17 protein-coding genes are annotated in these 18,372 nt (G+C 72.3%); all 17 read right to left on the bottom strand.

All coding sequences use genetic code 11. The features are described from left to right. Window positions 1-19: 19 nt before the first annotated feature. The gene (gene nuoE, locus BN1197_RS12305; protein ID WP_040160083.1) at window positions 20-856 is read right to left on the bottom strand and encodes an NADH-quinone oxidoreductase subunit NuoE; all 837 of its coding nucleotides are present in this window, start codon (window positions 854-856) and stop codon (window positions 20-22) included. 55 nt (window positions 857-911) lie between these two features. After that, window positions 912-2,285 (bottom strand): NADH-quinone oxidoreductase subunit D, encoded by a 1,374-nt coding sequence (locus BN1197_RS12300; RefSeq protein WP_040160082.1) that lies wholly within the window; start codon window positions 2,283-2,285, stop codon window positions 912-914. Continuing rightward, complete coding sequence (locus tag BN1197_RS12295) at window positions 2,285-3,037, bottom strand: NADH-quinone oxidoreductase subunit C (RefSeq protein WP_040160081.1); 753 nt, start codon at window positions 3,035-3,037, stop codon at window positions 2,285-2,287. The genes BN1197_RS12300 and BN1197_RS12295 overlap by 1 nt, the downstream gene beginning before the upstream one ends. Then, window positions 3,034-3,606 (bottom strand): NADH-quinone oxidoreductase subunit B, encoded by a 573-nt coding sequence (locus tag BN1197_RS12290; protein WP_040160078.1) that lies wholly within the window; start codon window positions 3,604-3,606, stop codon window positions 3,034-3,036. Before BN1197_RS12290 ends, BN1197_RS12295 begins: the two co-directional genes overlap by 4 nt. A 1-nt stretch (window position 3,607) precedes the next feature. Then, window positions 3,608-3,976: an NADH-quinone oxidoreductase subunit A gene (locus BN1197_RS12285; RefSeq protein WP_040160076.1), complete on the bottom strand. Its 369-nt coding sequence runs from the start codon at window positions 3,974-3,976 to the stop codon at window positions 3,608-3,610. 116 nt (window positions 3,977-4,092) lie between these two features. After that, a complete protein-coding gene (locus BN1197_RS12280) occupies window positions 4,093-5,406 on the bottom strand; it encodes a geranylgeranyl reductase family protein (protein ID WP_040160074.1) in 1,314 nt (437 codons plus the stop codon). 56 nt (window positions 5,407-5,462) lie between these two features. After that, complete coding sequence (locus BN1197_RS12275; RefSeq protein WP_040160331.1) at window positions 5,463-6,152, bottom strand: demethylmenaquinone methyltransferase; 690 nt, start codon at window positions 6,150-6,152, stop codon at window positions 5,463-5,465. Between the two features lie 198 nt (window positions 6,153-6,350). Beyond that, entirely contained in the window at window positions 6,351-7,661 is a 1,311-nt protein-coding gene (locus BN1197_RS12270; RefSeq protein WP_040160072.1) for an isochorismate synthase, read from the bottom strand. Between the two features lie 224 nt (window positions 7,662-7,885). Next, window positions 7,886-9,154, bottom strand: coding sequence for a GNAT family N-acetyltransferase (locus tag BN1197_RS12265; RefSeq protein ID WP_052466666.1), 1,269 nt, complete (start codon window positions 9,152-9,154; stop codon window positions 7,886-7,888). A 56-nt stretch (window positions 9,155-9,210) separates the two neighbouring features. Further along, window positions 9,211-11,160 (bottom strand): 2-succinyl-5-enolpyruvyl-6-hydroxy-3-cyclohexene-1-carboxylic-acid synthase, encoded by a 1,950-nt coding sequence (gene menD / locus BN1197_RS12260; protein WP_176489753.1) that lies wholly within the window; start codon window positions 11,158-11,160, stop codon window positions 9,211-9,213. A 121-nt stretch (window positions 11,161-11,281) separates the two neighbouring features. After that, window positions 11,282-12,175 carry a hypothetical protein gene (locus BN1197_RS17410; RefSeq protein WP_040160069.1) on the bottom strand — a complete coding sequence of 298 codons (894 nt, stop codon included), beginning with the start codon at window positions 12,173-12,175 and terminating at the stop codon, window positions 11,282-11,284. Beyond that, window positions 12,168-13,865, bottom strand: coding sequence for a glycoside hydrolase family 3 N-terminal domain-containing protein (locus BN1197_RS12255; protein WP_082043864.1), 1,698 nt, complete (start codon window positions 13,863-13,865; stop codon window positions 12,168-12,170). Before BN1197_RS12255 ends, BN1197_RS17410 begins: the two co-directional genes overlap by 8 nt. Window positions 13,866-14,066: 201 nt before the next feature. Continuing rightward, complete coding sequence (gene tsaD / locus BN1197_RS12245) at window positions 14,067-15,167, bottom strand: tRNA (adenosine(37)-N6)-threonylcarbamoyltransferase complex transferase subunit TsaD (protein ID WP_390622719.1); 1,101 nt, start codon at window positions 15,165-15,167, stop codon at window positions 14,067-14,069. Beyond that, window positions 15,164-15,712 carry a ribosomal protein S18-alanine N-acetyltransferase gene (gene rimI / locus BN1197_RS12240; RefSeq protein ID WP_390622718.1) on the bottom strand — a complete coding sequence of 183 codons (549 nt, stop codon included), beginning with the start codon at window positions 15,710-15,712 and terminating at the stop codon, window positions 15,164-15,166. The genes tsaD and rimI overlap by 4 nt, the downstream gene beginning before the upstream one ends. Next, window positions 15,709-16,392, bottom strand: a complete 684-nt coding sequence (gene tsaB, locus BN1197_RS12235; RefSeq protein ID WP_040160062.1) for a tRNA (adenosine(37)-N6)-threonylcarbamoyltransferase complex dimerization subunit type 1 TsaB — start codon at window positions 16,390-16,392, stop codon at window positions 15,709-15,711. Before tsaB ends, rimI begins: the two co-directional genes overlap by 4 nt. A 98-nt stretch (window positions 16,393-16,490) precedes the next feature. Continuing rightward, the gene (gene tsaE, locus BN1197_RS12230) at window positions 16,491-17,036 is read right to left on the bottom strand and encodes a tRNA (adenosine(37)-N6)-threonylcarbamoyltransferase complex ATPase subunit type 1 TsaE (RefSeq protein WP_217991196.1); all 546 of its coding nucleotides are present in this window, start codon (window positions 17,034-17,036) and stop codon (window positions 16,491-16,493) included. After that, window positions 17,017-18,270 (bottom strand): alpha/beta fold hydrolase, encoded by a 1,254-nt coding sequence (locus BN1197_RS12225; RefSeq protein ID WP_040160060.1) that lies wholly within the window; start codon window positions 18,268-18,270, stop codon window positions 17,017-17,019. Before BN1197_RS12225 ends, tsaE begins: the two co-directional genes overlap by 20 nt. Window positions 18,271-18,372: the final 102 nt, after the last annotated feature.

Raw genomic sequence — 18,372 nt, 5'->3', positions numbered from 1 at the left:
TTCGGCGACTGGTGGATGCTCATGCGTCGACCTTTCCGTCGCCCGGCTTCTCGTCGGGGGCGTTGGCGGGGGTGTCCACCGAGCTGTGGCTGCCGGGAGACATGCCCTGTTCGGCCGGGGCGGTGGACTCGGTGGCCACGGGCCGCTCGGGAACGGGGGCCGTCCAGCCCTCCTCGTCGGCGAGGACGAGCCCGGCCAACGACGCCGGGCCGGCTCCGGGGCCCTCGTCGACGTGGCCGTCGGGGAACCCGGCGAGCACGTGCGCGATCTGCTTGAACGTGTGGACCTTGTCGGGCCCGCGGCTGGGCCGCACGTCCTGCCCGGCACGCAGCGCGTCGACCAGCGCGATCGTGGACTCCGGCGTCTGGTTGTCGAAGAACTCCCAGTTGGCCATGACCACCGGGGCGTAGTCGCACGCCGCGTTGCACTCGAGCCGCTCGAGGGTGATGCGGCCGTCGGCGGTCGTCTCGTCGTGGCCGACGCCGAGGTGATCGGAGACCGCCTTCCAGATCGCGTCGCCGCCCATGATCCCGCAGAGCGTGTTCGTGCACACGCCGACCGTGTAGTCGCCGTTGGGGAACCGCTTGTACTGCGTGTAGAAGGTCGCCACGCCACTGACCTGGGCTGCGGGGATGCCGATCATCTGGGCGCAGAACTCGATGCCGCGCGGGGAGATGTAGGCGTCCTCGCTCTGCACCAGGTGCAGCAGCGGCAGCAGCGCCGACTGCCGCTGCGGGTAACGCGCGATGATCTGCTCGGCCTCGCCCCGCAGGCGCTCGAACTGCTCGGCCGTGTACGGCTGGGTGGGCCGCGCCGGCTCGGTGCCGTAGTTGGGGCGGTCGTGATGCCCGCTCATGCGCCCTGCTCCTCGGTCTCGCTCGTGGCCGCATCCCTCGCGGCGAGGTGGTTCGTCATCGGTCCACGCCGCCCATCACCGGGTCGATCGAGGCGACCGCGACGACGACGTCGGCGACGTTGCCGCCCTCGACGACGGCCGCGACCGACTGGAGGTTGTGGAACGAGGGGTCCTTGAAGTGCGCACGGTATGGCCGCGTGCCGCCGTCGGAGACGACGTGGCAGGCCAGCTCGCCCTTGGCCGACTCGACGGCCTGGTAGGCCTGGCCGGGCGGCACCCGGAAGCCCTCCGTGACGATCTTGAAGTGGTGGATGAGCGCCTCCATGGAGGTGCCCATGATGTGGCGGATGTGGTCGAGGCTGTTGCCCATGCCGTCGCCGCCGATGGCGAGCTGGGCCGGCCACCCGATCTTGGGGTCGGGGTGCATGACCGGGCCGGAGCTGCTCGCGAGCCGCTCGATGCACTGGTCGACGATGCGCAGCGACTGCCAGATCTCGTTGAACCGCACCCGCAGACGGCCGTACGCGTCGGGGGTGTCCCACGTGCAGACGTCGAACTCGTACGTCTCGTAGCCGCAGTAGGGGTCGGACTTGCGCAGGTCGTGCGGGAACCCGGTGGCCCGCAGCATCGGACCCGTGATGCCGAGCGCCATGCAGCCGGTGAGGTCGAGGTAGCCGACGTCGCAGAGGCGCCCCTTGGCGATGGGGTTCTCGATGACGAGCGCCTCCATCTGCTTCACGCCCTGGCGCAGCAGCGGAAGCTGCTCGTCGAGCAGGTCCTTCCACCCCGCGGGCAGATCCTGCGCCACACCGCCGGGGCGGATGTAGGCGTTGTTCATGCGCAGACCGGTCGCGGCCTCGATGAACCGGAAGATGCGCTCACGCTGCTGGGCGGCGGTGGTGAACACCGTCGTGGCGCCGAGCTCCATGTTGCCGGTGCCGAGGCAGATGAGGTGGGAGCTGATGCGGGTGAGCTCCATCATGAGCACCCGGATGATCTGCGCCCGCTCGGGGATCTCGTCGGTGACACCGAGGAGCTTCTCGATGCCCATGCAGTACGCCGCTTCCTGGAACATCGGCGTGAGGTAGTCCATGCGGGTGCAGAACGTCACGCCCTGGGTCCAGGTGCGGTACTCCATGTTCTTCTCGATGCCGGTGTGCAGGTACCCGATGCCGGCGCGGCCCTCGGTGACGTGCTCGCCGTCGAGCTCGAGGATGAGGCGGAGCACGCCGTGCGTGGACGGGTGCTGCGGGCCCATGTTGACGACGATGCGCTCGTCGCTGTGCTCGATGGCCTCGGCCGCGATGGCGTCGAAGTCGCCACCGGTGGTGGTGAACGAGCGCAGCGCCTCGTCGGCCGGGAGGGTGCCCTCGGTGGCCGTGGCCCCGGCGTGCGCGCCGGTGGCGGTGTGATCGGTGTTGGCGCTCATCAGTTGTAGGCCCTCCGCTGGTCCGGCGGCGGCACGGTGGCGCCCTTGTACTCCACCGGGATTCCGCCGAGGGGGTAATCCTTGCGCTGGGGGTGCCCCGGCCAGTCGTCGGGCATGAGGATGCGCGTGAGCGCGGGGTGCCCGTCGAAGATGATGCCGAAGAAGTCCCAGGTCTCCCGTTCGTGCCAGTTGGCGCCGGGATAGCACTCGACCACCGAGGGGATGTGCGGGTCCTCCTCGGGGCAGCTCACCTCCAGGCGGAGGCGGCGCGAGTGGTGGGTGATCGAGAGCAGGTGGTAGCAGGCGTGCAACTCCTCCCCCTCCATCTGGGGGTAGTGCACGCCGGAGACACCCGAGAACATCTCGAAGCGCAGCGCGGGCTCGTCGCGCAGGGCCCAGCAGACGGCGGGCAAGTGCTCGCGCCGCACGTGCAGGGTCATCTCGCCGCGGTCGATGACGACCCGCTCGACGGCCTGCTCCATGGTCGGGCCGCCGCGTCGGGCGAGCGCCGCCTCGAGCTCGTCGGCGATCTCGTCGAAGTAGCCGCCGTAGGGGCGCACCGACGCACCGGGGAAGAGCGTGCGGGTGACGAGGCCGCCGTAACCGGTGGTGTCCTGACCGCGGGTCGCGCCGAACATGCCCTGGCGCTCGCCGACGACGACGGGGTCGGGGTGGGTACCCGGCGCCGCGGGAAGGTGGCCACCCGTGCCCTGCGTCTGGGGTCCGGAGGACCCGGGGGTGTTCTCACTCACGCCAGCAGCCCCTTCGACTCGATGAGCGGCACCTCGGCCATCGCGGCCCGCTCGACCTCACGCGCGATCGCCTTGCGGTCGAAGATGTGCGGCGACTTCTGGATCTGCTCGTGCAGCTTGAGGAAGGCGTTGATGAGCATCTGTGGTCGCGGTGGACATCCGGGCAGATAGACGTCGACCGGCACGATGTGGTCGACCCCCTGCACGATCGCGTAGTTGTTGAACATGCCGCCGGAGCTCGCGCAGACGCCCATGGAGACGACCCACTTGGGCTCGGGCATCTGGTCGTAGACCTGACGCACGACCGGGGCCATCTTCTGGCTGACCCGACCGGCGACGATCATGAGGTCGGCCTGGCGCGGCGTGGCGCAGAAGCGCTCCATGCCGAACCGCGCGATGTCGTTGTCGGGCGAGACCGTGACCATCATCTCGATCGCGCAGCACGCGAGCCCGAACGTGGCCGGCCAGACGGAGGTCTTGAGCAGGAACCCGGCGAGCTCGTTGATCTTGGCCGTCATCACGCCCGAGGGCAGCGCCTCGGGGTCGAAGGCGTATTCGGAGTTCGTCATGTCAGTCCCAATCCAATCCGCCGCGGCGCCACACGTAGGCGTCGGCGATGAAGAACGCGTTGACGAGGAAGAGCGTCATCGCGAGGAGTCCGTACAGGCCGAGCTGGTCGAACGTGACCGCGAACGGCAGGAGGAAGAGCGCCTCGATGTCGAAGATGATGAAGAGCATCGCCGTCGTGGCGTACTTGACCGGGAACCGCCCGCCCGCCTCCGCGCGCGGGGAGGGCTGGATGCCGCACTCGTACGCCATGACCTTGGCGGAGTTGTACCGCTTGGGCCCCAGCACGAGGCCCAGGCCGAACACCGACAGGGCGGCGAAGCCGATGCCACAGGCGAAGAAGATCAGGATCGGCAGATAGGGGCTGGTCATCTCGACGCGCTCCCCTTTCGGTTGATGGTGCGACGGTCCGGCTCGGTGTCCCGAATCGAGGCCGCGGGCGCGCCGGCCCGTGGCATCGCCAACAGTCTAGTGAATGACCCGCGCTCTCAGGCCGAAGGGGTCAAGCGCGCCAGGGTCGAGATGACGCGATCGTCGAGACCCCCGCCGTGGGGTTCGGCGAGGCCCGCCATGATCTTGACGACGAACCGCATGAGGGTCCGCCGCGGCAGACCGTACCGGACGGCCAGACGCATCACCTCGGGGTGTCCGATGAGCGAGGCGAAGACCGTGCCGAGGCGGAAGTAGCCGCCCATCTCCTCGCGGACGGCGGCGGGATAGCGGGCGAGGACGCGGTCTCGCGCCGCGGCGTCGGGCCGGGTCATCGCCTGCGCGACGATCTCGGCCGACAGGCGCGCGGCCTCCATCGCGTGGGCGATGCCCTCGCCGTTGAAGGGGCTGATCATGCCGCCGGCGTCGCCGAGCAGCAGCAGCCCGTCGGCGTAGTGCGGCACCCGCCCCAGGGCCATCGGCAGGGCGGCACCGCGTACCTGCCCGTTGCGGTGTTCCTCGTCGAAGGTCCACTCGGGCGGCAACGTGGCGACCCACCGCCGCAGCACGTCCTTGTAGTCGACCGTGCCGAAGGCGGGCGAGGTGTCGAGGATGCCGAGGCCGACGTTGCTCGCGCCGTCGCCGAGGGCGAAGATCCAGCCGTAGCCGGGCAGGAGGATGCGTCCGGCCGAGGGATCCTTCGGATCCTTGTCGACCCACAGCTCCATCCACGACTCCATGTAGTCGTCGTTGCTACGTGGGGTCTCGTAGTACGTGCGCACCCCGACGCCCATGGGACGATCGTCCCGCCGGCGTCGGCCCTCGGCCACGCCGAGGCGGGCGCTGTTGCCGTCGGCGGCCAGTACGACGGGAGCCCGGTACTCGAACCGCTCCCCCGTGGCCCGGCCGCGCGCGTCGACCCCCTTGACCCGAACCCCCGTGACCCGGCCGCCCGAGTCGTGGATGGGACCGGTGACCGACGCACCCTCGACGAGCCGGGCCCCGCGGGACACCGCGTGGCGGGCGAGGGCGTGGTCGAAGCCGGTGCGCGGCATCGCGAGCCCGTACGCCGGGTACTCGGCCACGTCGGGCCAGTCGACCTCGACGAGGTGCCCGCCGCCGATGAGACGCAGGCCGCGGTTGCGGATCCACCCCTCCTCGGCCGGATGGGGCACGCCGAGGGAGACCAGCTCCTTGACCGCCCGCGGGGTGAGGCCGTCGCCGCAGATCTTGTCGCGCGGGAACGTCGCCTTCTCGAGCAGGACCACGTCGAGACCGTCGGCCGCGAGGTAGGCGGCCGCCGTGGCACCGGCCGGGCCCGCGCCGACGACGACGACGTCCGCGGTCCGGGAGTCGGCGTTGTGGGAACTCACGTCACTCCTGTCTGGCTGGGGTCGCGCGGCTGGCTGGGGTCACGCATGCCGGTGGATCAGGCGCGGGCGCGGTGGATCGCGACGATGCCGCCGAGCAGGTTGCGCCACTCCACCCCGCGCCAACCCGCGCCGCCGATGGTCGTGGCCAGACGCTGCTGATCGGGCCAGTCGCGGATCGACTCGGCGAGGTAGACGTAGGACTCCGGGTCCGAGCTCACGGCCCGCGCGATCGCCGGCAGCGAACCCATGATGTAGCGCGTGTAGAGCTCGCGGAACGCGGGCGTGGTCGGCGAGCTGAACTCGCAGATCACGAGGCGGCCGCCCGGGCGCGTGACACGACGGAACTCCGCGAGGGCGGCGGCGTACTCGCGCACGTTGCGCAGACCGTACGACATCGTGACCACGTCGACGGAGTCGTCGGCGAACGGCAGCCGGGTGGCGTCGGCGGCGACGAACGAGAGGTCGGGGTAGCGGCGCGCGCCCTCGCGCAGCATGCCGAGGGAGAAGTCGGCCGAGATGACGTGCGCGCCCGCACGCTCGAACGGGACGCTCGAGGTGCCCGTGCCGGAGGCGATGTCGAGGACGACCTCTCCGGGCTGAGCCCCGACCGCGTCGGTGACGACCCGGCGCCAGTACCGCACGAGACCACCGGTCATGAAGTCGTTGGTGAGGTCGTATCGGGCGGCCACCGCGTCGAACATCCGGGCGACGTCCGAGGGCTCCTTGTCCAGGCCTGCGCGCATCATGATCCCCATCCTCTCATCGGCTCTCACCGCTGCTGCGTGGCCTCGTCCGCGTCTGCGGGGTGGCCGGGGCGGGGAGTGTGGTGGCGCCTCGGGCGGCGGCTACGGCGGCGAGGTGCGGGCCCGAGTCGTCGGGTGTCGCCTTCGTAGGCGGATGCGCGTGCTCGGCCCGATCCGCTCGGGCGGCGGCGTGAATGACGCTCACATGCGGCTCGCGCGGTCTCCAGGACGCTCGGAGCGGCCGGGGTCGGCGAGGGCCGTGCGGATGGGCACGAGTTTGGCGTCGGACTCGGCGAGTTCGGCGGCCGGGTCGGAGCCGGCGACGATGCCGCATCCGGCGAAGAGGCGCATGCGCCGCGGGTCGGCCGGATCGAGAGCGCCGGTGCGCAAGGCGATCCCCCATTCGCCGTCGCCGCGGGCGTCGATCCAGCCCACCGGGCCGGCGTAACGCCCGCGGTCCATGTGCTCGAGCTCGGAGATCACCGCGTCGGCGTGTGCCTTTGGTGTGCCACAGACCGCGGCCGAGGGGTGCAGCGCCCGCGCGAGGGTGAGCGAGGAGGCGCCGTTGGTGAGGCGCCCGGCGACGTCGGTGGCCAGGTGCATGACGTTCGGCAGGTGCAGCACGAACGGCGTCTCGGGAGTGTTCACCGAGGTGCAGTACCGGGCGATGACGTCGGCGACGGAGGCCACCGCGTACTCGTGCTCCTCGAGGTCCTTGCTCGAGCGGGCGAGCGAGGCCGCGAGCGCGAGGTCACGTTCGTCGTCGCCGGTGCGCCGGATGGTGCCGGCGAGCACGCGGGAGGTGACGAGACCGCGTTCGAGTCGCACGAGCATCTCGGGGGTCGCGCCGAGGAGTCCGTCGACCGAGAACACCCAGGTGTTGGCGTAGGCGTCGGCCAGCCACCGCAACAGGTAGCGAGGGTCGATCGGCTGCTCGGCCTCGGCGACGAGGTCGCGGGCGAGGACGACCTTGTCGAGGTCGCCCTCACCGATGCGGCGCACGGCCTCGGCGACCGCGGTCTGCCAGGCGGGGCCCGCGAGCGCCCCGTCGAAGAAGCTCACCTCGCCGGGCGACCGCGGCGCGGGTTGGGACGACGGAACCTCTGCGTCGTCGTGTGCGCCGACCGACCACGAGATCGTCGTGACGAAGCTGCGGCCGTCGCGTCGGCCGAGGATGACCCGTGGCACGACCAGCAGCGATTCCTCGCGTGAAGCCGGGGAGTACGCGAACGACCCGAAGGCCACCAGCCCGGTCCCGACGAGGCCCACCTCGTCGTCGACCTCGGCGTCCTCGGTGACGTGTCGCCACCACGTCTCCGCGTCGTCGAAGCGCGACTCCCCGCAGGTGGCGATGCCCGCCGCGCGGCCCCAGCCGACGATCCCGTCGCCCCCGCGCACCCACGAGCACAACTCTCGCGACGGCGCATCGGCGGGCAGCAGGGCGAGCAGCGAGGCGACGTCGCCGACCTCGCGCGTACGCGCGATGAGGTGGGCGGGTGCGTCGGAAGTCACAGCGGATCACCCTACCTGTCGGTCACCCGCGCCACCCACCCCGCTCGGACAGGCCCTTTCACCCCCAGGGTGCCCCGGGAATCTCACGCAACAAAGACCGGTCACCGTGGCGTCGTCACGCGACCGATTCGCTGTTCCCCCTGGTCAGCTGGCCGACCACGTCGAACGCCCTCAGACTGACCGGTCTTTGTTGCGCGGGGCGGGCCGGGACCGCCCGGCAGGCGTCAGAATCCGACGCCGCCGATCGGGAGGACGCCCGTGGCGAAGGCACGGGTCATGGCGGCGACGGCGCCGAGCGTGTGTTCGCGCAGGCGGCCGGACGCGGCGAGAGCGGCCGGGCCGCGCAGGCCGAGGAACATCTCTCCGAGCACGTCGACGTCGAGGTGCACGCCCGCCTCCCGCCGGGTGCGTTCGCACGTCGCCTCCCCGTGTTCGTCGACGACGAGGCGCCATGCGCCGCGGTTCCATTCGCACGTCGGGTCGGTCACCTCGAGCACGACGTCGAGCGCGGCGGCGTACCCGCGCGCGGCGAGCATCGACCCGACGTCGACCGGGCGCAGCCACAGCGCGTCCCTGACCCGGACCTTGCGCGAGCGGACCGAGCCCGCCCACACGAGCAGCAGGTCGTCGAGTCCGCGGCCGGCGAACTCGGTGCGGGCCATGAGGTCCATGTCGACGAGGCGGCGCCCGAGGGCGAGCATCGCCGCGGGGTCGACGGCGCACAGGTGGTGAACGGTGACGGTGCCGCCGGGGCCGGCGTCATCCCCCCACGACGTCTTGCGGCTGAAGAACGTCATCCCCACGTCACGACCGTCACGGACGGCGACGAGGCCGCGCATCGGCTCCCGGCCTCTGCGGCCCTCGGGGGTGTCGCGGAGGTACCGGCGCGCGAGCCGGTAGGGCAGGGCGACCTCGCCCAGCATCGAGGACGCCGCGTCGACGTCGCAGGCGCGCCGGGCGATCTCGTCGTCGTCGACGTCGAGAAGCAGGTGCGTGGTCGTGCGATCGGCCTCGGCGGAGACCGACTCCGGCACGGAGAACTCCGTACCGCGGCCGAGGGTGTAGGAGATGTCGTGGCTCGCGACGCCGTACCCGAAGCGGCCGTAGATCCCGGATTCCGACGCGTGCAGGCCGGCGATCGCCGCTCCGCGCTCCCGCGCCGTCTCCAGGTGGCGGCGGATCATCGCGGCGAGCACTCCGCGTCGGCGCACGTCGGGATGCACCGCCACCCAGCTCAGGCCGTCGACGGGGACCGCGCGGGTGCCGCCGTCACAGGACGCGCCCGGTACGCGGACCCGCAGATCGTAGGACGTGTAGAGGCCCGCGAGACGCCCCGGCAGGTCGGGATGTTCGGCACCGAACGTCCGGTCCCAGTCGAGCTCGGAGGTGTTGTGCTCCGCGGTCTCCAGCGAAGGGTCGCCGACGAAGGCGTAGGTGTCGAGGGTGTCGGCCGCCTCGGCATCGGCCGAGGTCAACTGGCGGATCGTGATCACCGGCCCACCCTCTCGGGAGCCTCGTCCTCGCGTCAACGCGATTTCGCGCCGGCGCGTCAGGCGGCCGGCAACGTCACCTCGACGACGGTGAGTCCCGACGGCCGTTCGGCGAGAACGGCGACGAGCGCTTCGGGACTCCGCGCGAGGACGTGCCGCACCCCGTGCGCGGCGCAGAGCGCGTCGAGTCGGGTGGCGGTCGGCGTGCGAAAGAGTCGCTCGTAGCTGCCGGGGAGCGCCTCGCGGACCTCGGCCCGCCCGTATTCGAGATCGCCGAAGATCGCACCGCCGTCGTCGTTGCCCACGACGATCGTGAGGTCGGGGATCGGTTCATCCGGCCCGATGAGGAGGCCGTTCGCGTCGTGGAGGAAGGTCAGATCGCCGAGCAGCGCGTACGTGGGCCGGCCGCTGCCGAGCGCGATTCCGACGGCCGTCGAGACGCAGCCATCGATCCCGGCGAGGCCGCGGCTCGCGACGACCTCGGCGTGGTCGGAGCCGTGGAGGCCGCGGACGAGGTCGACGTGGCGCACCCCGTTGCTCGACCCGAGGAAGACCACCGCGCCCTCGGGCACCGCGTCGAGCAGCGTCGACGCCAATGCCGGGCCGCTCGGCCATCTCAGGGAGGCCTCGATCTCGGCCGAGATCTCCGCGGCCGCGCGGGTCCACGCCGCCCGATGCGTCTGCGCCTCCTCCGAGACGCTGCCACCGCGCGGTGAGCCGTCGGAGCCTCCCAGCGTCGCGCCCTGCGGGTCTGCGTCGTGCAGTCCTGCGCTGCTGCCGGCCGGGTCCCCGTCCTCCGTCGCCGCGACGGTGGCCGCACCGGACGTGGTCTGCGAGGGGTGCTCATCGGCACCCCCCGTCGATGTCCTCGCGGTGTGCTCGAGCGCGCTCGTCCCCGCGAGACCCGCCCCGAGGTGCAGGTGTGCCGCGCCGAACGCGCCGGGATCGTGGACCGCGGTGACGACGTGCCCTGGGTCGGCCCAACTCCGGTCGCCCGTCACGAGGTCGACCCGCACGTCCGGCAGCCGTAGGAGCCGAGCGAGGCTGCGCGACAACGTGAGGCGGCCGACGACGATGATGCGGTCTGGCCTGAGCTCGGCCTCCTCCGCGTACCCGGCCAGGCGGACTCCGTGCGGCAGGCGCCCGACGGCGCCACCGCACGACGCCGGCCCGAACGGCTCCCCGATGACCGGATGGCACCGACGCGCCGCCCACTCGACGGCGGTCGCGAGCAACGGCGTCGGCGCGTCACCGAGCACGACGAGAGTCCGGGGGATCTCGCGCAACGGCGGTGAACCCCAGGACGCGGTGCGGCGTGAAATCGACGTCCACGGCGCCCCGTCCGTCCTGCCCGCCAACGATCGGACCCACGCGCCGGGCTCGAGGTCGTCGTGGCCGTCGGAGGCGGCGTGGGCCTCGTGAGTCTCGCGGCCCTCGTGGCCATGAGGGTGCGCCGAGCAAAGGTCCGGCACGAGCGGGTCGCGCAGCGGGACGTTGACGTGCACCGGTCCCGGATCGCCCCCCGTCGCGCCCGTGGTCGCGGCGACGGCACGGTCGATCGCGGTGCGCCACGCTGCCCCGGGGCGCGGCTCGGGCACACCGAGATCGTGGAACCAGCGCACGTTGCGGCCGAAGAACGCGAGCTGATCGGTGGTCTGGTTCGCGCGGGTGCCGCGCAGTTCGGGCGGGCGATCGGCCGTGAGCAGCAGCATCGGGACTCCGGACTCGTGTGCCTCGAGCACGGCCGGCGTGAGGTTGGCCACCGCGGTGCCCGAGGTCGTCACCACGGGTGCCGGGATCCCGGTGGCCTTGGCCAGCCCCAGCGCGAGGAACGCCGCCGACCGCTCGTCGACCCGCACGTGCAGCCGCAGCCGTCCCGCCGAGTCGGCGTCGTGCAGCGCGTATGCCAGGGGCGCCGAGCGCGAACCGGGTGCGAGGACCACCTCGCGCACACCGAGCCGGACGAGTTCGTCGACGACGACCTCCGCGAGCGCCTGCTGGGGATTCATCCCTCGATTCTGCCCGGTCGCCTCGAACGCCGAGACAGCCGCCGTTTCCGGCCGAGGTGAGCGTGACGGTCGAACGGCGGAGGGGGATGCCGGAAACGGCGGCTGTCTCGGCGCGTGTGGGTCAGGGCCGGGAGGCCTGAGCGGCGAGGTCGAAGGCCTCCGGGCGATCCATGCCGGTGGCGAGCGCGGCCGCGAGTGTGCCGGCGAAGCGGTGCACCGCATCGTGGTGCCGACCTGCCCTGCCCGCGACACCGTTCTCGGTACCGCCCTCCGCATCGCGTGCCTCGTCGACGCCGGCACCCTCGACCCGAAACTCGTCCCACCACACGCCGAGCGACCCGGCGTGGACGGCGAGGGATCGTGGCGCCCACGCGGCATCGGCGATGGCTATGGCGCCCGCCCCGTCGACCACGGCCACGTCGACCAGCGCCATCTCCTCGTGGTTCACGGAGAACGACGGGTCGAGATCCAGCACGACCTGCACGTCGGCGTCGTACGCCGCCTGCACGAGTCCGCGACACCGCCCGAGGGCGAGCGCGTCGAGCAGCAGCACGTCGCCAGGACGGCACCGCGCGAGCTGCTCGAGAGAGACCTCCAGCTCATCCCGTGAATCGGTCGGCCGGGGACCGGCGCCTGCTCCACCCGAGATCACCTCAGCGCCGTGGGCGCCTTCGTCCCGCTGCACCCAGACCAGCTCGGACGCGCCGTCGCTCGGGTCGAGGACGAGCAATTCGTCGGTGCCGCCGCGCCAGGTGAGGGCCGTCTCGAGCCTCGGACGATCGAGGTCGGCTCGGCAGCGGTGGCCCGCGGGGTCCTCCCCCACCCGGCCCACGAGGGTGACCGCGTTGGGGGCGTCCGTCCTCGCCTCGGCGGCCGCGAGCGCAGCGAGCGCACCGGCTCCGCCGAGCTCGTCACGGCTCTCGACCGCGAGGCGACAGCCCGGAGCGCTGGAGGTCATCGTCAGCACGCGCCGCCGCAGGATCGCGCCCGCGACGAGAACTCGCGCCTCAGCCACACCCGGCGCCGATCTTCGACGACCCGACGGCAACCGGCAGCCGCCCGGGCGCCTTGGCCTTGCCGACGAGCACGTCGGCCAGGGCGTCGAACGTCGCCGGAGTCCGTCCGTACGTGGCGAGGCGGGCCTTCGCGGTACCCGACGCCAACCCGTAGGGAACGTCGAGCGCGACGAGCACGTCACCCGTGCCGGTGCGCCGACCCGAGGCGCTGCCCGAGCCGGCCCGGTATGCGCCGCCTCCCAGCAGCGCGACGCGGGTCGCTCCGGCGCCGCCCACCCGCACTCCGCGTGAGCGGACGGCGCGGGTGAACTCGGCGCGGTCGGCGGGAGTGCCGCCACTGACGGTGACGGCCTTACCGACGAGCCGGCCTCCGCACGTGCCACCGATCTGCGTGATCGACGCAGCCGCGACCCGGCGAGCGACGGCGTGGTTCGAGCCCGGTGCCGCCGCGGGAACGGCGGGCTTGCGCGCACGCAGGGCGACGATCATGCGCACCGCGGATTCCTCGAGCCGCCCACGCGACAGACGCCCCGACGACACCGCCTTCTCGAGCGCGGTGACCGCGGCGGCCGGATCGGGGGGCATGAGCGCGACGTCGGCCCCTGCCTCGATCGCTCGCACGGTCTCCTCGCCGGGCCGCAGACCGGCCGTGGCCGCCCCCATGTTGAGGGCGTCGGTGACGATCAGCCCCGAGAACCCCAGCTGCCGGCGCAACAACCCGGTGGTGACGGCGCGCGACTGCGACGCCGGACGCGTCCGGTCGACGGCCTTGGTGACGATGTGCGCGGTCATCACCGCCGGCACCTTCGCCGCTGCGGCCTCGCGGAACGGCACGAGATCCCGCTTCTCGAGCGCCGCCTTGCTCGCCGTGAGCACCGCCGTGCCCTTGTGGGTGTCGGCGGCGACGGCGCCGTGACCGGGAAAGTGCTTGACGACCGGCACGATTCCGGCCTGGCGGTACCCCGCCACGTAGGCGAGAGCGGTACGCGCGACCCGAGCGGGGTCGGAGCCGGGCGAGCGCACCCCGATGGTCGGGTCGCCTGGCGTGGTCACGTCGGCGTCCGGCGCCATGACGACCGTGAAGCCCAACCCGGCCAGTTCGGCCCCCGAGGCGCGGCCGACGTGCGTGGCCAGTCCCGAATCCTTGACCGCTCCGAGTGCCATCGCCGCGGGGAACCGGGTCAGCGGAGCGTCGATACGCGTGACGGGGCCGCCCTCCTGATCGATCGCGATGAACGCCGGCCAGGCGCGCCCGCTCGAACGCATCGCGGCGGAGTAGCGGCCGTTGGCCTTCTTGGCGTCGCTCGCGACCGAAGAGCCCCGAGTGAGGGCCGAGCGCATGACGACCACGCCGCCGTACCCGCCGCTGATGCCCCGCACGCCCGCGTCGACCGATCCGGAATCCGGCACGACGAGTTGTGCCGCGAGCCTTCTCGTGCCGAGCTTCTTCACCTCGGCGCGTGCCCGGGCGGTCTCCCTGGCCGTCTCCGCCGTGGTGGAGGCGGCGTTCGCGCCGGTCGCCCCGCTCTTCTCGCTCACGGCGGCAGCCCCATCGGGCGAGGTCGACGTGTCGGCGGAGCCGGCGTCACGCCCGGCATCCGACGCGCAGCCGGTGAGCGCGAGCGCGCCAACCGTGACCAATGAGGTGACGACCGGACGCCGCGCGGGTCGTCGTGTGCGTGGGGTCATCGGGGTCTCCTGAACACAGTCGGGATGAACACGGTCGGGACGAAGACGGTCGGGACGAACGAGTGGCCATGTTCCCGGCGCCCCCGCGGGAGGTGGTTCGTTCCACGGTAGGCCAGTGCGTCGCCGGCGCGCCTCACCACGTCCGTGAAGACCCCGACGACCGCAACGGCCGCCACCTCCACGATGCGACAGCACGCGCCGTCAGACGTGAACGCGTTCGACCGGCATCGAGGAGTCGGTGGGCAGGTCGAGGGCCGAGGGCTCGGCGCCGGCCATGACGAGTTGGGCGCCGAGGGCCGCGACCATGGCGCCGTTGTCGGTGCACAACCGCGGCCGCGGAACCCGCAGCGTGATTCCGGCTGCGGCACACCGTTCCTCGGCGAGTTCGCGCAGCCGCCGGTTGGCCGCGACGCCGCCGCCGATGAGCAGGTGGGTCGCGCCGTGCTCCTGGCAGGCGAGAACCGCCTTGCGGGTGAGCACGTCGGCGACGGCCTCCTGAAAGCTCGCTGCGACGTCGGCGACGGGAATCGGCTCGCCGGCCGCGCGGCGGGTCTCGACCCAGCGAGCGACGGCCGTCTTGAGCCCCGAGAACGAGAAGTCGAACCGGTGACGCTGCATGTCCCGACCCGAGGTGAGACCGCGCGGAAACGCGATGGCGCGCGGATCGCCCTGTTGGGCAAGACGATCGATGTGCGGGCCGCCCGGGTAGGGCAGATCGAGCAGGCGCGCGACCTTGTCGTAGGCCTCCCCGGCCGCGTCGTCGATCGTCTGCCCCAGCGAGACGACGTCGCTGCCGATGTCGCGGACGAGCAGCAGGTTGGTGTGCCCGCCCGAGACGAGCAACGCGACCATCGGCGTGGGCAGCGTGCCGTGGTCGAGGACGTCGACGCCGACGTGGGCGACGAGGTGGTTGATGCCGTACAGCGGCTTGTCGAGCGCGAACGCGAGGGTCTTCGCGGCGGCGACGCCGACGAGCAGCGCGCCCGCGAGACCCGGTCCGCTCGTCACCGCGATCGCGTCGAGGTCGGTGAGGCGGATTCCCGCCTGCTCGCACGCCGCGTCGAGGGTCGGGACCATCGCCTCGAGGTGGGCCCGCGAGGCGATCTCGGGGATGACGCCCCCGAACCGGGCGTGTTCGTCGACGCTGCTCGCGACGACGTCACCGATGAGCTCGTGACCGCGCACGATCGCGACACCCGTCTCGTCGCACGAGGACTCGATGCCGAGGACGAGCGGGGCGTCGGCGACGATGGCGGCGGTGGTGGCGGGGACGGTCTGCGGGGCGGTGTCGCTGCTGGTCACGGGCGGGGTCCTTCCAGGGTGAGACGCATGACGTGGGCGTCGACGTCTCCGGGGTAGTAGCGGCGGCGGGTGGACAGGGTGCGGAACCCGGCGCGTTCGTAGAGGGCGAGAGCGGCGGCGTTGTCGGCGCGGACCTCGAGCAGCAGGTGTTGCTCCCCACGGGCTCGCGCGAGGTCGGCGAGCGCGTCGAGCAGCAGCGTGCCCAGTCCACGTCGGCGGCCCGACGGCGCGACGGCGATGGTCATGACGTCGGCCACCTCTCCGCCGTGGTCGAGCCCGGCGTATCCGAGCAAGTCCTCCACTCGGTCGTCGCCGGCACCGCTCCCCTCATCGACCACGACGACGTACTCGCGCCGCGGACGGCCCGCGAGCTCCGCCCACCACGACTGCTCCGACCAGGCGTCGTCGGCGAACAGCTCGCGCTCGAGCTCGACGAGCCTGGGGATGTCGGTCCACGCCATCTCACGCAGGCGCGCGCCTGCGCCCACCTGCGCCGACGCTCCGCTCGACACCGCACGCACGACGCCGGCCTCGTCGACCGTCACCGCGGCAGCACCGACTTGACGCTCGCCGAAGGCACCGCGTCGGGGCGGCGCAGGTAGAGCGGTTGGGCGGGCAGCAGCGATTCCCCGGCGGCGAGCCGACGGATCGCGAGATCGGCGAGGTCACCGGCGTCGACGTCGATCGCGTCCTCACAGACGAGAACGCGGTTGGGCAGGTCGGCGGCGTACAGCAACCCACCGCGACCGACGTTGGGCAGGGCGCGCACGTCCTCGGGAAGATCGGCCGCACGGGACACCGCCGGCCCGTCCTCGGCGTGGATGCCGGTGCCGTCGAGGGCGTAGGTGGCCCAGTAGACCTCCTTGCGGCGGGCATCGGTGGCGACGAGGATGCGCCCGCGCACCCCCGAGGTCCACGCCCGCTCGGCGAGCGCGTCGAGGCTGCTCAGGCCCTGTGCGGTGACACCGACGACATAACCGAGGGTGAGCGCGCTGACGATGCCGACCCGCAATCCCGTGAACGGACCCGGCCCCACGCCGACGACGATGTGCGTGAGCTCGGCCGGGCGTCTTCCGGCCTGGGTGAAGACGGCCTCGATGCCGGGTGCGAGGAGCTCGCCGTGTGCCTGCGGGTCGACGACGTGGGAGGTCGCGAGCTGCCCCGAGTCGTCCCAGAGGGCGACCGAGCAGGCGGAGGTGGAGGTGTCGAGGGCGAGCAGCAGCACCGAACCAGGGTATTCCAGCCCTCCGACAACCCCTGACGCCGCTGCTCGGCGTGCGCCCCATCGCGGGACCTGGCCGACGACGACCGAGTACGCCCGCCTCAGAGCTGCAGGCGTTCGGCCCCGGTCCACCGCGGACCGACGCCGACGATACGGATCGCCCGGGGGTCGTCGTGCTCGTCGCCCCCGTCATCGTCGCTGTCGCGGACTCCGCCGTCGGCCGCCGCCTCCAGGCCCGCGCCACGAACGAGATCGACGACGAGATAGGAGTCGCTGAGCTGCTCGGCCATCCCGGCGCCCCACTCGACGACCGTGACCGACGTGTCGAGGGTGAGGTCGAGGTCGATGTCCTCCAGTTCCGCGGCGTCGCCGAGGCGGTAGGCGTCGACGTGGACGAGCGCGGGACCGCCGACCTCCGACGGGTGCACCCGGGAGATGACGAACGTCGGCGACGTGATCGGGCCGCGGACGCCCAGCCCGTCGGCGAGGCCCTGGGTGAACGTCGTCTTGCCCGCGCCGAGCTCGCCGACGAGCACGAGCACGTCACCGGCCCGGAGTTGCCCGCCGAGTACGCGCCCCGCCCGGCGGGTGTCGTCAGCGGTGGCGAGGTCGGTCTCGAGCAGGACGTCAGGCTGAGGCGGCGTCACGATTCTCCTTCGGGCGTCGGGCTCGACGCGCGGCGCGGCGTCCGGCGACGTCCTTCACCTGCCGTCGCACCCGCACGGGTCTGCGCCCGTCGCCGGCACGGCAGGATCGGGCGACGAGCTCGAGCAGGTACTCGTCGAGGATCTCGGGGTGCTCGAGCATGATGACGTGCCCGGCGTCCTCGACGAGCACGTGCTCGGCGCCGGGGATGAGCCGCACGATCTCCTCGCTGTGCTCGGGTGGCGTGAGGCGGTCGGCGGTACCGCTGATGACGAGCGTCTCGACCCCGTCGAACGCGGCGAGCGCCTCACGCTTGTCGTGCTGGTCGAACAAGGGGAAGAACGCGGAGATGACCTCCATGCGGGTGCCGAAGATCATGTCGGTCGTCAGCTGCGCGATCGAGAGCGGCACCGGGGAGCCGAACGAGCCGAAGTCGACGAAGAAGTCGACGACGTCGCGGGCCTGGCGCAGGCCTCGGTCGACGAGGTTCTGACGAGGGGCGAGCACCGATGAGGTCCAGGGCGTGAGCCGCCGGACGAGGTGGCCACCGAGACGACCGAGCCCGTAGGAGACACCGGAGAGGTTGCCCGGGCTGGTCGCGACGAACGCCGCCCCGACCACCCGCTTCTTGACGAAATCCTCGTGCTCGAGAGCGAGCGCCATCATCGACATGCCGCCCATCGAGTGCCCGACGAGCACGATCGGCCCCTCCGGCACGACCTCCTCGACCACCCGGTACAGGTCGTCACCGAGCTGCTCGATCGAGATCGACTCCCTGTCCCCCATCCCCGAGAGCCCGTGGCCACGCTGGTCCCAGAGCACGACCCGGTAGCCGGCCTCGCGCAACGCCCGACGCTGGAACACCCACGACGTGAGGTTGAGGCAGTAACCGTGCGAGAGCACGACGGTGGGTCGGGTCGCCGCGTCGTCGTTCCCGTCGTCGTTCGCCTCGCGGCGCGGCTCGTCGATCTCGACGTGGAGCTCGACCCCGTCGGTGGCGGTGACGACGAGCTCGGAGTCCGGAGTCTCGTGGTAGCGCGGGTCGGCCACGCCGGCGTCGAGGGCCACGGCGGTCCGCCGGTCGCGGCTGAGCCGGTCGGCGGCCATTCCCGCGGCGGCCGTGATACCCGCGGCCGCGAGCCCCAGACCGACACCGAGCGCGGACCGGCCGAGCGAGACCCCGCTACGACCGGAGACCTCGGGCAGTCGGGGCACGCCACGGGGAGACGTCGTCATCTCGGACCTCCTCCCGCGGGCCACACGTGGACCCGCGCGGCACGCTCACACGCCCAAGGGGTCCTTTCGCCCGTCGTTCCAGCTTCTCTCACGCCAGGGCTC

This window comes from Mobilicoccus massiliensis (genome assembly GCF_000826525.2).
GTDB lineage: Bacteria > Actinomycetota > Actinomycetes > Actinomycetales > Dermatophilaceae > Mobilicoccus > Mobilicoccus massiliensis.
Note: the sequence above shows the minus strand (reverse complement) of the source record. Positions and strands in the feature narration are given on the sequence as shown.

Bases quoted from the DNA above. Each gene is read 5' to 3' on its own strand.
- BN1197_RS12275 (WP_040160331.1), bottom strand. From the start codon at position 6,152: ATGATGCGCGCAGGCCTGGACAAGGAGCCCTCGGACGTCGCCCGGATG.
- BN1197_RS12255 (WP_082043864.1), bottom strand. From the start codon at position 13,865: ATGACCCCACGCACACGACGACCCGCGCGGCGTCCGGTCGTCACCTCA.
- BN1197_RS12285 (WP_040160076.1), bottom strand. From the start codon at position 3,976: ATGACCAGCCCCTATCTGCCGATCCTGATCTTCTTCGCCTGTGGCATC.
- BN1197_RS12300 (WP_040160082.1), bottom strand. From the start codon at position 2,285: ATGAGCGCCAACACCGATCACACCGCCACCGGCGCGCACGCCGGGGCC.
- nuoE (WP_040160083.1), bottom strand. From the start codon at position 856: ATGAGCGGGCATCACGACCGCCCCAACTACGGCACCGAGCCGGCGCGG.
- menD (WP_176489753.1), bottom strand. From the start codon at position 11,160: ATGAATCCCCAGCAGGCGCTCGCGGAGGTCGTCGTCGACGAACTCGTC.
- BN1197_RS12290 (WP_040160078.1), bottom strand. From the start codon at position 3,606: ATGACGAACTCCGAATACGCCTTCGACCCCGAGGCGCTGCCCTCGGGC.
- BN1197_RS12225 (WP_040160060.1), bottom strand. From the start codon at position 18,270: ATGACGACGTCTCCCCGTGGCGTGCCCCGACTGCCCGAGGTCTCCGGT.